This is a genomic window from Candidatus Litorirhabdus singularis, assembly GCF_026262625.1.
Classification (GTDB): domain Bacteria; phylum Pseudomonadota; class Gammaproteobacteria; order Pseudomonadales; family Halieaceae; genus Litorirhabdus; species Litorirhabdus singularis.
Genome location: NZ_SHNN01000008.1, coordinates 1 through 14,639 on the forward strand (window position 1 = coordinate 1; position 14,639 = coordinate 14,639).

Consider the following 14,639-nt stretch of genomic DNA (forward strand, 5'->3'; position numbering starts at 1 on the left):
ATGAAGCTGGCAGGGCATCTTGCGAGTTGGGAGAGCCCCATTAATAATAAGCCTCACAAATACAGGCAATTAATATTCAATGAGTGACTAATTAGCATATTTATAATAGCTGGAGACCGTTTCAGCCGCGACAAGTGGTTGCAGTACTCAGAATGTTTAGGGTTGGGTGGGGGAGAAAAGGGCGTTTGTTCTACTTATACTCCCTCTAACCAGTTTGTCATGCGCACGGATGTGAAGTCGTTCTATGAATCAATCGACCACAACCTGATGTTGGAAAAGCTGGCTGTCTACCTCACCGATCGCTTTACGCTCAACTTGTTGTGGCAGTCCATGCGGCGCTGCGTGGAACGAGGCGGTGTGTTTCGGGACATCAAGCAGGGCTTGCCGCGTGGCTGTCCGCTGAGTCCCCTACTGGGTGCTTTCTTCCTGACTGAACTGGATAAAGCCCTGGAAAAGCAGGACGTATTCTATGTCCGCTACATGGATGATGTACTGATCATGAGCAAGCGGCGCTGGGGACTGCGCAGAGCCATCAAGCGGCTAAACGAAATCTTCAAGTCGCTGGGATTAGAGCAACACCCCGACAAGACGTTCATCGGGCGCATAAACAAGGGATTTGATTTTTTAGGCTATCACTTCAGCCGAGCAGGTTTGCAACTGGCGACGAAGACGATAGCCAATGCGGTAGAGAAAATGCATCGGCTTTATGAGCGAAAGCAAACGGCCCAAGAGAGGGCCGCTGCGCTTGATGACTATCTCACCCGCTGGTTACGTTGGACGACAGCAGGTTTAAAAGGATTAACCGTGAGTTTCACGTTTCCGTCGGGTGATGCCAAGGCCAACGAGGCCCAGGCCGAATAAAGCGAGGGTTGCTGGAACCGGCACGTCGACTCGATCAACAGGAGCCAAGCTTGATGCGTCGATCACTCCAATAATTTCATTGGCTCCGATCTCAGTATACAGAACGCGGTTCACCTTTGAGCCCGCATCGACGAAGTCAATGCTCAGCAAGGTGCCGGGGCCGCGGCCGGTGTAGTCAATGAAATCCAACATGTCAGCTAAGAATCCCACACGCGCCTGGTATGCCCCAGCGTACTCTGTCTCCGACGCCTCCGTAAACGTGAGACCATCGATCGTTACCTCGAAGCTCACAAGCTCGCTACCCGCTGCGTCACCGGGCTTGAACACTACATAGCTGGTGGACGTCAACTCATCCAAGGTAAGGAAGATCGTGCTGCTGGTGCCGGATAAGCCACCAGATGTCCAATCGATGTCGAGGGCGTAGTCCATGGGCGTCGCCCAGGAAGCCGTTGCGTGGAAAAGGATAGCGAGGGTGAGGAGCCTGAGTTTGTTTAACATATTCAATGCCTTGATGATTGTCCTAATTGGGAGTAGACATGCAAGGATAGCGCCAACTAATAAAAACACGAGCGTTATCAGGGGCAATGCCGAATATGTCAACTTAAAACTGCGAGCTATATAACCGAAGTGTAAAAATAACTGACAGTTATAACCCATTAGGTCGCAGGGTTACCTCTGGCAGGCACTGCCCTGCAAAATCCCCCTGCATGCGTATTCTAGGTGCGGGAATTCGATTTAGCGTAATGTCCTTTTTGAGGTGAAAGCGGACATGGCGTCTGCATCGGATTTACGCCGCTTGTCAGATCAAGTCTGAACTATTTCAACTAGCATTAAGCACTTCAAATCTGGTGATCAAGCCGATGCCCGTTGACCGAAAAGAGCCTCGGCTCAAATATACAGTGAAATCGCATCGGGTTAATGCTTGCCATGAATTCTCCACCGCAGCCTGGGTGCAAAAAGCCAGTATTGACGGTTGTTTCCTTCGAGGCATATTGAGCGAGTCCGGAATAGTCTCCGTCAAACCGTTCAACATTGACGCTGCCGCACTGGAGACACCGTTCACAGCCTTTCCTCTCTCCGATCAAGGCCAACTGGGCAATCAATGCCGAAAGCCTCTCAAGCTCGTCCAGCCTGTCCTTGCGATTAAGTAGAGAGAATAAAGCCCACCGCTTCGTGCGAACTTTTATAGCCTCCAGAGCTTCGTCAATATCGGACAACAACTTGTCTTTAACCGCGAAATCCTCCATCGGTACAAAGTCGCTGCAATCAGCGCACCAGCCGAGCGTTCGACTCAAGTCAATCTCAAGCCCATCTTTGATATACCGAAAATCACCCCAAACAACATCATCGGAGCCTTGGAATCCGCATTTGTCACAGATAAGGTCAGTGGAGGGCATCGACATTTTTCTTTACCAATCGGAATGAATTAGGAATAGACACTTTGTTTACCCTACACCATAGACGGTATAGTTAGCGAGACCGTTTCAGCCGCGACAAGTGGTTGCAGTACTCAGAATGTTTAGGGTTGGGTGGGGGAGAAAAGGGCGTTTGTTCTACTTATACTCGAACTCGGTAATTGCCAGATCGTTTTCTGCCTTGATGTATTTGTTGTAGTGCCAGAGCCCCCTGAGCACGTGATCCCAGGCAACAGGACTATTGGGAGGTGCGCGGCGAATACGACTCATCTCTTCAGCCTTGATGGCCGGGTCGAGCTTGGCGATCAAAGTCTCAGCCATTTCCTCCTGCAGCTCAAACAGGTCGTCCGCCTTAACCACATAACGATCGGACCAAAGTTGGCGCTCGCTCTCGCAGTCATCCAACTCAACGGTGATGCGGACCTTGTCGGCACTTTTCCGCACAGTACCGGTAATCAGGTATTTGACGCCGAGTTTCCGGCCTATTTCGAGCGCGCCGTGCTCGCTGTCGCGAAAGCGAAAAGCTGTGGCAGAAGAAATCACGGGGAACAGACGGCTATATGACAGGTTGACGATAAGGTCCTCGGCTATTCCATCAGCCAGGTAAGCCTCCTCATCACCATTGGAGATGGTCCTGAAGGGTAATACCGCAATAGTGGGTTTGTTGTCGATAATTCCGGCTGGAGAAAAAGACGGCTGCGGCTCACTGACTATTGCAGGCGTATAATCCTGCTCGCCGGCAAATGCCCGCTCAATTCCCGCCACCAGATCATCGTCGACTAATCTGCCATGCGCTTGCTTGTCGAACAGGATCTTCGTCTGTATCTGGCGAAAGGGCATCGGTGGCCGTACATCGTCGATCAGAACGGGAACCAGGATGTCCCGGTCCATACCCTCGTGCGCTTCCGACCGCACCCATTGCGAGCCTATCGAGTACTTCGACCACACGACCAACACGCAGCGGGCCGAGTCCAGTACTGACTCAATTTCTATATCGAAGTGAGAACCTGCGTTGATCTGACTGTCCCACCAGACATCCCAGCCTCTCTCAGACAGCGCATCGACCAGAGGCTCAACCCTGTGCCGGTCTTCGTGGGCATAGGAAAGAAATATATCTGTCATTGCAACCTCATCACAGCGAAGGGCCCCAATCCGGTATTTAGCGAATAAAGTATAGACCACGTGCGGGCGTGCGGTGGGTTTTGATCAGTTAACTTGTCCTATAGGAACCATCCCCTTTTGCAAGTCGATTTTCGATAGGTTTCATAGGTCTGAGTTGCATTCATATATTCGGCATGCAAGCTAGGCTTGTGCCCTGATTGTTGAATTAAACCCTCAGGTTTTGCATTGAAAATTCACCCGCCTCGATTATCTCAAGGCGCCGAATAGCATGATATTTCTAGTCCTGGAAGTGGGTCACCCCAACGTGCAATTGTCGGCACCTATTGGCTCAATATTCAGTGCAATTCAACAGAGGGGAAACCCCTGTCTTTTGATAGAGATACTGCTGTGGGCCTGCCTACCGGACTACCGTTTCAAAACTGATAATTGTATTCTATGCGATGCACACCATCGTCAAAATTGGTGTGCTGCGACCAGTTTGCAAAATAACGCACATTAGAACGCGAGCTCAACTTGTACGACACGGCGACTTCATGGGTTAACACTGAAGAGTGTCCTTCGAAGCCATGGTCCATGAAATTGTCTGACCCTAACAAGCCAACCGACCAGAACGGATTATAGTTGAGCCATATTGTTTCGTTGACTGTATATTTCCCATACATGCCAACCACAGCCAGTGCACCCGGAACCGACAGCCCACTTTGGAAGCTACCGTCATCTTGTAGTGCATTATTGGCATAGGCAAGGCCTGCACCTAGCAACGGATACAGGTTGAAATTCTTCCATTTCGGGAGACCCTGTAAAAAACTGTAACTCACTACGCCCGATTCCTGATTCCTGTCATAGGTGACATCCATTTGTGAACCGCGGCCATTCTTTTTGTTGAGAGAAAAATAACGGTACCGCAGAGAATCGACGGAGTTACTTCGTAGGTAATCCCCATCCCAACCTATGACATCCCCTCCAATACCCTTAATTTCCAACACATTCATAAGTGCCTTATCGGCATCACCATCCTTAGACTCAATTCCAAGTTTAATGTTGATGCCTCTGTTGGTAACACCGACAGCGGCTCGGGTATAGACGGCTAAAGGATCAGACATATCTTTGAGGTCGGAAGTTTCACTTTCCTGCGCCTTTAGCCCTACCGGTAGGCTCATGACAAAGACAAGAACGGTACCTGCAGTAAAAACTTTCGAATACATCATGGGTTACTATTTCCCTAGGTTATTCAGCGTTACAAATACGATGCAGTCACACTAGAACGGACGCGAAAACGCGACCCCAAATACATACAAATTATCGACGTCTACCCAGTCCACTGCAGCGAGTGGCGATAACGCAAATTTCCCCACGTGAAAGTGATAGGCGACGCTAGCGCGGTAGAGGGTCTCTTTGTGGCTATGTGACCCACCTATCTCCTCCTGCCCTACACCGATACCAAGGCGCCAGTTCGCGTATGGATTGTAGTACAACGAACCGAGCAGTACTTCTGCCCCGTCGCCGGGATGAGCTTCGTCCGTTTTTTCGTAAACAAAACCAACGCCGAAGTGCTGGGTGAAACGATAGCCGTATTCCAGCCCCCACGTAGATTCAATGGGGCCACTGGCCTCCTTCGTGGCACCGAGAAAAACGCCGAGATTGTGTCGCGTATAATCGCCCCCTCTTCCGCCAACACGGACATTGACGGACACACTATCACCAGCAACAAGGCTAGTGTTGCACTGGGAATACCAGTGTTAAATATTCGTTTTGAGTTCAACACTACTTCCCTTTGTTTCTGTCCAATCGTTGGGTGGCCCCTGGCCAAGCGCCCGCCAATAGCTAACCTCAGCATGCGATGCGGCCACGAGGATGAGGATGGTTCACTACTGTGGGAATAGTAGCTTGAACTGGAACTGCAAGGTCCAGTCTGGCGCGCTGTCGGCACTGCTAACATATTTGAACCCCTGCAACTTTAGATCGACGGCCTGACCGCCAATACGTATTACTTTGCCTGCACCACCTCCCAAGGGGATACGCCATCTGTCATCACTACTGGCCTCCCAGTCGGCTGTGATGACGGGGGTTGACGTTAGATACCAGCCACTCTCGAAATTGTAATTGAGGAAATACTGGAATAGAAACTGGTTAACATCCGGTTCATCACTGTCACCGGCAAAATCCCATTGGTTTTGTACCAGCATGCCTACCAACCAATTGCCGGGGCTGGTGACCGCCACAAAAGAGACACCTGCCGTCCATACGTCGCTGCCAAGCGCGTCGTTGGTATGAGACGGTACCGTCATGGTTGGGCCAGCGCCCCAGTTGATGTCGCCAGTGGGAGCAGGGACATACCAGGCAGTCATGTTGACGTCGCCCATTCCAGACTCCCCACCGAACCCCGAAGCTCTTTCGTCGAGATTGATCAAGGGCACTACCGCGCGCGCGATTACTGTATCTCCACCCTCAAGGGAGAAAGGGTGAACCGGCTTTAGATTAAGGACGTGGTCTGAAACATTTTCGTCGTTAGCGCCGTCCTCATAATTGTATTCGAGCAGCACTGTGCTCAGCGAGGCCAGGGGGTTCTGGGATTGTTTAGCCAGGTCGTCCTCCTTACTATCTGCTCTGGTCAAACTAGAAGTAATTAGGGCAGCACCTGCTAACAACACAATCAATATGGCGGACTGTCTTCTCATTGGATTCTCACTGTGTAAACCACAAAATTCTCCTGGGCCAGGAACCAATACCTAAGGGTAGTGAAGAAAAGAAAGAGGTGCCCCTAGTTCTCTAAACAGCAATCCCAATTGTATAAGTGGATACCTGCACTGGGATTAAGCCGCCGCGGAGAGGGTCAGCGCCACTCAATCGACAACTGGACAAACAATAATTTGAAAGCCAAAAAAAAACATAAAGGCCGCCATCGACTCGTAGAGGCCAGTCATCCACAAATAGAAACCCCGCAAAAATGCGGGGTCTCTATTACTTCAGTTTAGCGCTGAAATTATTTCTTTCACGAAGGGCGGGAGTGACTAACTTCCTGCGCCCCATCTTTCCATTGAAGGGTCATAAGGAAGGTCATACTCAAGGAACTCCTCTGCATCAAACGGTAAGTCTTTTGGATCAATCCGGAACTCCCCAGCTTTTTTCACCGCAGGACGAGGATTTTCAAGACCGTGTAGAGGCATTCCTCTTGGATGCTTCGTATTAGGGTATTTTCTTTCCCACAAATTGTGACGCGCTCTCATCATGTCAAACATTGTTTTTGTAGTGAAACCAGGAAGCATTTGAGGCTGAACTTCACGTGGATCGTTGTAAAGGTCATAAAATGACGCCCCTGAAAGACCCGGTAATTCCCCTGTCCAATGACGTTTGAAACGACCTTTTACCTGAGCAGCCAAGATATCACCGGTATAAATATTCACATAGTCACGACGGCTATGGGTATCACCATTAAACAGCAGTGAAGTTTGATCTACACCATCGATGATTCTGTCAGTGGGTATCTTATGGGTTGCACCTGCCAATGTAGCAAAAGTAGTGAAGAGGTCGGTGATATGAATTATATCTCCAACAACTTGATTGGGAGCGACAACACCAGGCCAACGTACAAGGTAAGGAACCCTAACAGCACCTTCTGTAAAATCACCTTTACCACCTCGGTAAAGTGTTTCAGCCATACCTGGAGGTCCATAGTGGGTCATGGGGCCATTGTCAGCCATGAGAATAACCAGTGTATTATCTTCTACGCCTTCATCTTTTAGTGTTTGTAATAGGGTAGGTATCCAATTATCAAGCCCTACCAGGAATTCATGGATCATACTTCCATTCACGGTAAGCTTTTTTTCGCCCGGTTTAGTACCGAGGAATGAAGCAGCAACCGGCTGGTAAGAGATAAAGAAAGGCTTTTCAGCTTTTACACTCTTTTTGATAAATTTGATGGTGCGCGCCTGGGACTCACCTTCCAATGCATAATAATCATCTTCATTTGGCGGCGTCCCCCACTCTTTGACTGGGCCATTTTTTGTACCTTCCAGAGCCCAAACATACCCACGAGGTCTCCAACCCGGATCCATATCGTAGGGGTCATCCGGATAAAGCTCTGGCATGACTGAAGTGGGAAACATTGGCCCAAGTTGACCACGGGCTACATACATACTGGGCACCTGATTGTAAGGAGACCAAAGTGCTTCGTCATAACCCATATTAGTCATGTAAGACTCTTCAATGTCTCCCAGGTGACCTTTTCCATAAAATGCTGTTGCATAACCTACATCACTGAGTACTTCAGCAATGGTGGTCTCTTGTTCACTCATCCCGCCATATTCATAAGGGAAAGAAACCGTATACATACCAGATCTTACCGCGTTGCGACCAGTTTGGAAGGCAGCTCGTGATGGTGTACACGAGGGTTCAGTGTACATACGTGAATAGTATTGCCCTTCTGCCGCAAATTGGTTGATATTGGGCGTTGAAAAACCGCGACCTGCCTGAATTTGGGGTATCCCTATTTCTCCAACTGCAGTGTCATCCCACATAATGTGAATGATATTGGGTGAACGACCGTGCTTCTCCTTCAATGCTGCCAATTTTTCCTGAATATCAGCATCCTCTTTTGCCCATTTAATACCGTGCTGAGCTTGGAGAATGTAATGTTCGGAATCGTGGATAATTTTCTTCTTCGCCTGTACAGGAGCGTTTATGCCCACTAGCAGAGGCACAGCCGCGAGAAATGCGACATAATTTTTCCAATTCATAAGTTCACCTTCTTAATTGGTTACGTGAAACTGGAAGGGGACCCCTCCCACAGGCCTTGCTTGAATCAAGCCGCATAGTAGCGCATTGTGTCTACCAAGCAATATCGAAAAAACGCAGAAACGTGCCTTCAGAAAAGGACGCTAACTTGGAAGACACCACGCAACTACTGGTTAACCGCAGCTTTGACAGCTTTGCCGAGTTGTCAGATCTCGCCTCTGGCTGGGGGACGGAGTTTCGCCAACTGCGCGTGGAGAAGTTTTCCCCTCAGATATTCCAGGGCCGGCTATCCTCGCTCTTATTGACCAACGCAAGATTCGGCTGTCAGGTGGATCAGCGGGGTACTACGCCTCCTGGAATGCGAACTTTCGCGCTGCCCAATTCCGGCTGTACCGAGTTTCGGTGGTTCGGTCATACAGTCAGTGCGAATTCTCTACTATTGTTCCCGATTCACGGCGAGATTGAGTGCGTTTCGCGTCCAGGCTTCAGCGTCTTTACTTTCTCTATTCCAGTAGAGTTGTTGGAGCAAAATATTCACTTTTGCAATATTTTTGGACCGGGTAATACCCTGACGCCTTCAGAGATGGTAGTTCGCCTCGATGAAAAGAGGGTTGAACCAATGCGCAACTTATTGCGTCTGGCGCAGTGGCTGGCTACTACATCAAGCCAGGCAGCCTACAATAATGAATACTATGAAGGCATTCAAAATCAGATAGTTTTGTGCATGCTCGAGCTATTTTCCCTCGACGCTAACATAGCAACGACACCGACAACGAAGAAACAGGTAGCCATAAAAAAGGTGCTCGATTTTGTCGAGGCGAACAAACATAAACCTCTCCGTGTTCCTGAGCTTTGTAGTGAGACCGATATCTCGCTACGCTCACTACAATTGCTATTCAAACAAGAGATAGGGATGACTTTGAAAGCCTACGTCACGGCTCAGCGACTTTATGGTGCTCACCGCGATTTATGGGGCGCGACGCAGCTAGGGGCCTCGATATCCGACGTGGCAGCAAAATGGGGCTTCTGGCACATGAGTCAGTTTTCCAAGGATTACCGCACTATATTTGATGAATTGCCGTCAGATACTCTCTCAAGAAATACTGACAGGGGGTCCGACGGTATTGGCAACTTAACTAATTGAGACCGCTGACTTTCGCCATCTGATCTCAAACAACCTCCATTCCCCATTCTGCAAACGCACTGGCCGGTATTGGCGAGTTAAACCCTGAAGGCGGCAGTAATTGCGCTAAGTCTGTTCAAGCAACTACCATACCCCACTCTGCGAACGCACCTGCCCTAAGATTCCGATAGTGTTCCGCCCTGACCACATGCCTACCCAGGCTGCCAGCTGTGTCCAGTATCACAGAAAGCTAGACGGAGGGACTATATTGAATAAATTGCTGACCACTGCATGCGTACCCAGGAATCTCTGGGCTTGTCTGACCGATTTCAACTTCCGGGATGCCGGACCACGCTGGAGACCGTTTCAGCCGCGACAAGTGGTTGCAGTACTCAGAATGTTTAGGGTTGGGTGGGGGAGAAAAGGGCGTTTGTTCTACTTATACTCGACAGTGACGCCAGCCGAAATCATCAATGGCTCTGCTCGTGGCAGCGCCGAACTGTGACCAGCAAGGTAGGCATTGACGACCGTCTATATGTCCACTATTCTAGACATATGGATATAAATAACGCCGTCTCACTATTTGCATACTCTCGCATCATAGGTCCGAGGCTGGTGGCGGCAGGTAAAGATATTGGCGCAACCGCCAGTAATATTGATTCTGATGGTGGGCTGAGCCAAATCGAGGACGGGCCCTGGGCGCTACGTAAGGCGGTACGTGAGCAACGAAAAATGGGGGTGGATATCGTAAAAATATTCATCGATGGAGAGGCGATAAATCCGCAGTGTAAGCCCGGCGAACTGTCTTTTACTGACGAAGAGGTGCACGCGCTGGTCGACGAGGCCCACCGCAGAAACCTGCGTGTGGCCTGCCACGCCCGTTCGGCGGCAGCAGTCAAACAGGCCGTGCGTGCCGGCGCGGATTTGATCGGCCACGCCAACTATCTAGACGATGAAGCCGTTGATCTGATAGCGGAGAGAAAGGATTCGTTGTTCGTAGGGCCGGCTCTGGCCTGGGAAATCAGGTATCTGGAGTTGTGTGAGACCCTGGGTGTCAGCAAGGACATGGTCCGCGCGCAAGGCTATGAAGCTGAAATTGAGGCGACCATCGTTTCCGTTGCCAAGCTGCGAGCGGCGGGGGTGAGATTGGTTGTCGGTGGAGATTACGGCATCAGTATCGCGCCCCATGGCAGCTACGCATTCGATCTTGAGTACTTTGTAGAGTTGTTTGGTATGCCACCGGCCGAGGCCCTCATCTGTGCAACCCGCTACGGCGGTTTGGCGGCAGATCCGGGCGGTAGTCAGGGCACCCTGGAGGCAGGCACGCTGGCAGATTTGGTGATCGTTGATGGCAATCCATTGGCCGACATCACTATGCTGCAAGACCACAGTAAGCTCACTGTGATGAAAGGTGGGCTGATGTATAACAACCTGGCAATAGATAACCCCTATCTCGCTAGCAACCCGACGCAAAGCAGCGGAGGTTGAAGCTATGGATTTTGGTTTAAAGGATAGATCTGTGCTGGTTACCGCTGCCAGTAAAGGTATCGGCAAAGCGACAGCGCTGGGATTTTTGAGGGAAGGTGCCAGGGTCACGATTTGTGCGCGTGACGCTGTGACTCTCGAGGCTGCCCGTGACGAATTGATCGGCGCCGGCGGGGGACAGGTATTTGCGCTGCAGGCAGACGTGACGGAGCCCGAACAATTGGCGGCGCTGGTTGAAGCCGCTAACGCCGCGCACGGGCAGGTAGAGGTGCTAGTGAACAATGCCGGTGGCCCCCCGCCCGGTGATCACAGTTCTATTACTGACGCCCAGTGGGCGCAGAGCTTCGAACTGACATTGCAGTCCGCGGTGAGATTGACCAATTTGGTATTGCCCGAGATGCAAAAGGTTGGCTGGGGCAGGGTGATTAATATTTCCTCGTACTCGGTCAAGCAGCCTCTCGATAACATGATGTTGTCCAACAGCTTGCGGCTCGCGGTGTTGGGTTGGGCAAAGACCTTAGCCAATGAAGTTGCAGACTCTGGTGTATTGGTGAATACGGTATGCCCGGGCTGGACGGATACTGATCGCGTTTCCGGCATGCTGCAGCAGCGCTCCGCCGCCAGTTGCGCAACCATTGAGTCGCTGCGAAAAAGTATCGAGGCCAAAATTCCACTTGGGCGCGTGGCCAGTGCGGAAGAGATCGCTAACGTTGTCGTTTTTCTGGCATCTAACGCGGCTAGCTATATGACCGGCACCGCCATCGCTGTTGACGGCGGTGCCGCCCAGGTCGTGTGAGACTGTTTCTGTCTTGAACTGCCGCCGGTAGCGCACTCTATTCTAAACCGAAGTCTTGTGGCATTCACGACAGGTGCCTTTACTTGAAGTTCGGCCTACAATTGGCTGATATTTACTGCTTGGAGAACCTAATGCCAAAAAGAATTCCGGCAATGCAAGTAATCAGCGTCATAGCCGGATTGGCTATAGTGGCACTCATTATCTACCTTGGAAACCTGATCAACTCTACAGAAACAATTCAGGACCGCTTGCGCTACCAGCAGCCACAGATTTTGCCAGCAGAGGCGAGACCCGATGGTACGATTGTCAATTACACTTATGTCCCCGTTTATTCCCATATCTATGCCATGGGGGGCGAGCCATTTTTGTTGGAGGCGACTCTGTCGATTCGCAATCCGGACCCGCTGCACGCAATGGAGATCAGTGCTATCGATTTGTATGACACCAGTGGTAAGCAGGTGCGCTCTTATCTGGACTCGCCAGTGTCGCTAGCGCCGATGGCGACAGCCGACTACCTGCTGGAAAGGACTGACAGTAAGGGCGGCTCTGGTGCCAATTTCGTCGTGCAATGGAGTAGCCCCCGCAATGGCGCGAGGGCACTGATGGAAAGCGTGATGATTGGTTCGCAGGATGATCTGTACATCTCGTTCAGCAGTCGTGGAATAAGGCTGCCCTACCCCATGACCGAGCAATAAAGGCACAGACAACGTTAACTGGCCATAGTTACCAAAATCGGCGTATAAGTATTATTAAGCGCCACCCACTAAACCGCAGGCGATAGACATTTTTCACTTGTAGTCATTCTACCCAGTTTAAAACGTTTCTTATTACTGACCATCGTGGTGGGCGCTCCTGCTTTATTGCCCCGCCCAGCAACCAGTAATTATAGAGCTCCGCAATAGTTCCTCGGGCTTTCTCGGCGAGCAACCAGGCATTTAGAGATATCAACAGATCCCCATTATCCCGTGCGACTGTGTAGGCAACTGGAATTTTTACCGCTGGTTGTGGTACCACTACAGTAAAAGCTGGGTAGAGCAGGGTCCAGGCCGCTCCTTCCTCAGCCAGATCGGCTATAACATCCAGATTCTCGGCGCCTGACTCAAGGATGCTTTCCTGTTCTGCCATGTTTTTGATAGGCGTGATAGTGGCCTTGGGAAACAGATCGCGCCCCGTCGTTAGTGAAGATTCACTGCCCCCTATTCCGACCCGGAGGCCCGCCCCCAACTGGCGTGTTCTTCGCCAGGTGCGGAAGGCGTCTCGTTGGTGGTCGGGAACGATCAGGCCCACGGTAGATGTGTAAATTGGCTGCGTCATGGCGAACTTTACCGTGCGTTCTGCTGAGATGCTAAGAGCGCGCATGTAAACATCGCAAACCCGGGTATCGAGCAAACGTTTGCCATGACTTTCATCAAGTGTTGGAAAAAATTCCAGCGTCACGTTCAGTCGTTGTGCAATTCGGTGTGCAAGTTCTATATCGAAGCCCACAAGTTGAGGTGGCGCCGCGCTGTTGTAGAACGCAGATGGATATACATTGGGCTGAAAACAAACGTTTAGTACGCCGCGGGCTGATATATCGGCGAGGCTAGCGGGTTTGGGCTGAGTGCTATCGGTTGCGGCATCCGATGTGGCGTGCAAGATTGAAGGTTGCCTTTCCCCGAGTAGATCAAGGCGCCGCAGGGCGTCAGACTTGGTGTAAGCCGGAGAGACAACGTTGTTATAAAACGTCTGGGTCCCGAATACTAGTAGCGCAAGTAACACAACTCCGCCCAACACAAGACGGAGAAACAAAAGCCAGCTAAAACGCAGTCCGCCAAAGATAGCCACTGTTCCAATAAGGGTGATGCTCGCATAGTGCATAACACCGAGCAACGTACCGAAGCGGAGATTTACCACGTCCATGGATAGGAAAACCTGGAGCAGGTCATTGGGTAGCTTGAACAAGTCCAAAAGAAACGTAATTGTTATGACGCTGCCACCAAATAGACTGGGAATACCGGCAAAAATAAGTGCGGGATATTGGGCAGGAGAAACACCCGACCCGATATACCATGCTGCAAACAGCGGAAAGAGGAGGATTAACAGATTGCCACTTTGAGGGAAGGGGTAGATGGTGGGGAGCAGGATGTCGACAGTTGATTCATAACGTTCTCTGGCGCGCTCTGACTTTGGCTGTTGTGCAGTGATTATCAAGGTCTTGCACTGGTCCAGCAGCATTGGCAAAACTACCAGGGAGCTACCCGTGGCAAAACCGGTAATCAACGGAGTGCGCAGCGCGCGCAGGATCTCGAAATAGCCCAGCGGCGTTACCGCTGCGACAAGAGCAGGCAAAACCCACAAGCCCAGGAAAAGCGAGGCAAGTGCGTGCAAAACCAGATAAACCTGTAGACGAAAAAGATCGTCTAGATCAACGGTTCCAGCCAGATGGGCCATCAGGGCAAATACACCGATAGGGGTCAATTTTGCAACACCGCGTGTGATCTTCATCAGGGTTTCGCGAATCACGTCAAGGGGCTTCAATACGGACTCTTTACCAGGCAGACCAATCAGCCCCAATCCGATAAATATGCTGAATACCACCACAGCCGGCACAATCGCATTAGCGTAGGCATAGAAAGGATTGGAAGGTATAAAAAGGCGGAGGAAGTCCGGAGCACTTGCCTGTTCTGTGAGTGCGGTATTAAAAAACGAACCGGATGGCCAGTCCGGGAAGGCCAAAGGTAGCAACAGCAGCACGCCTACAGCGATTGTCCAGACTGCCAGTAGAATGCTTCCACCCTTGAGAGCTAATGACTTTGCATCTTCAAGCTTCTGGCTACCAAGCCCGGTTATCAGTGAAACGGAAATAAATGGTATTACGGTAACCTGCAACAGCTTGATGAAGATGTCGCCTATAACCTGAAGCCAGGCAACCATCTCGCCGAAAAAAACGCCGGTGGCGATCCCGAGCAATAGACTGAAAAACACCAATTTTGGCGGGTCAAGTTTTCCAGATAGTGAGCTGTTGGCCATGGTTTTTCCAGTTGGGCGTAGCCGCTCTCACTGGAGCTGCACTTGCCACCTCAGTGAAGTACGAAAGACCCGCGTCAGTGTATAGTTTTTCCCC

Annotated in this window: 13 protein-coding genes; 5 read left to right on the forward strand and 8 right to left on the reverse strand. The window is 50.7% G+C overall.

The features are described 5' to 3' along the window. The first annotated feature begins 162 nt into the window (after positions 1 to 162). A complete protein-coding gene (locus tag EYC98_RS21405) occupies positions 163 to 861 on the forward strand; it encodes a reverse transcriptase domain-containing protein (RefSeq protein ID WP_279247487.1) in 699 nt (232 codons plus the stop codon). Here EYC98_RS21405 and EYC98_RS21410 read toward each other — a convergent pair. From EYC98_RS21410 to EYC98_RS21440, 7 genes are all read right to left on the reverse strand, one after another. Further along, on the reverse strand, positions 799 to 1,359 hold the full coding sequence (locus EYC98_RS21410) for a PEP-CTERM sorting domain-containing protein (RefSeq protein WP_279247456.1): 561 nt from the start codon (positions 1,357 to 1,359) through the stop codon (positions 799 to 801). The genes EYC98_RS21405 and EYC98_RS21410 overlap by 63 nt on opposite strands. 341 nt (positions 1,360 to 1,700) lie before the next feature. Continuing rightward, positions 1,701 to 2,258 carry a hypothetical protein gene (locus tag EYC98_RS21415; protein ID WP_279247457.1) on the reverse strand — a complete coding sequence of 186 codons (558 nt, stop codon included), beginning with the start codon at positions 2,256 to 2,258 and terminating at the stop codon, positions 1,701 to 1,703. 156 nt (positions 2,259 to 2,414) lie between these two features. Further along, entirely contained in the window at positions 2,415 to 3,398 is a 984-nt protein-coding gene (locus EYC98_RS21420) for a TIR domain-containing protein (protein ID WP_279247458.1), read from the reverse strand. Between the two features lie 413 nt (positions 3,399 to 3,811). Further along, positions 3,812 to 4,606: a hypothetical protein gene (locus tag EYC98_RS21425; RefSeq protein WP_279247459.1), complete on the reverse strand. Its 795-nt coding sequence runs from the start codon at positions 4,604 to 4,606 to the stop codon at positions 3,812 to 3,814. Positions 4,607 to 4,657: 51 nt separating this feature from the next. Beyond that, entirely contained in the window at positions 4,658 to 5,092 is a 435-nt protein-coding gene (locus tag EYC98_RS21430; RefSeq protein ID WP_279247460.1) for a hypothetical protein, read from the reverse strand. 174 nt (positions 5,093 to 5,266) lie between these two features. Further along, positions 5,267 to 6,076: a hypothetical protein gene (locus tag EYC98_RS21435; RefSeq protein WP_279247461.1), complete on the reverse strand. Its 810-nt coding sequence runs from the start codon at positions 6,074 to 6,076 to the stop codon at positions 5,267 to 5,269. Positions 6,077 to 6,409: 333 nt separating this feature from the next. Then, entirely contained in the window at positions 6,410 to 8,134 is a 1,725-nt protein-coding gene (locus tag EYC98_RS21440) for a sulfatase-like hydrolase/transferase (RefSeq protein ID WP_279247462.1), read from the reverse strand. A 146-nt stretch (positions 8,135 to 8,280) separates the two neighbouring features. Between EYC98_RS21440 and EYC98_RS21445 the strand changes: the two genes are divergently transcribed. From EYC98_RS21445 to EYC98_RS21460, 4 genes are all read left to right on the forward strand, one after another. Then, positions 8,281 to 9,276 (forward strand): AraC family transcriptional regulator, encoded by a 996-nt coding sequence (locus tag EYC98_RS21445; RefSeq protein ID WP_279247463.1) that lies wholly within the window; start codon positions 8,281 to 8,283, stop codon positions 9,274 to 9,276. A gap of 534 nt (positions 9,277 to 9,810) precedes the next feature. Further along, on the forward strand, positions 9,811 to 10,743 hold the full coding sequence (locus EYC98_RS21450; RefSeq protein WP_279247464.1) for an amidohydrolase family protein: 933 nt from the start codon (positions 9,811 to 9,813) through the stop codon (positions 10,741 to 10,743). A 4-nt stretch (positions 10,744 to 10,747) separates the two neighbouring features. Further along, positions 10,748 to 11,536, forward strand: coding sequence for an SDR family oxidoreductase (locus tag EYC98_RS21455; RefSeq protein ID WP_279247465.1), 789 nt, complete (start codon positions 10,748 to 10,750; stop codon positions 11,534 to 11,536). 131 nt (positions 11,537 to 11,667) lie between these two features. Continuing rightward, positions 11,668 to 12,231: a DUF3124 domain-containing protein gene (locus tag EYC98_RS21460; RefSeq protein ID WP_279247466.1), complete on the forward strand. Its 564-nt coding sequence runs from the start codon at positions 11,668 to 11,670 to the stop codon at positions 12,229 to 12,231. A 103-nt stretch (positions 12,232 to 12,334) separates the two neighbouring features. On the opposite strand, the gene EYC98_RS21465 is transcribed toward EYC98_RS21460, so the two are convergent. After that, complete coding sequence (locus EYC98_RS21465) at positions 12,335 to 14,545, reverse strand: cation:dicarboxylate symporter family transporter (protein WP_279247467.1); 2,211 nt, start codon at positions 14,543 to 14,545, stop codon at positions 12,335 to 12,337. Between the last annotated feature and the right edge of the window lie 94 nt (positions 14,546 to 14,639).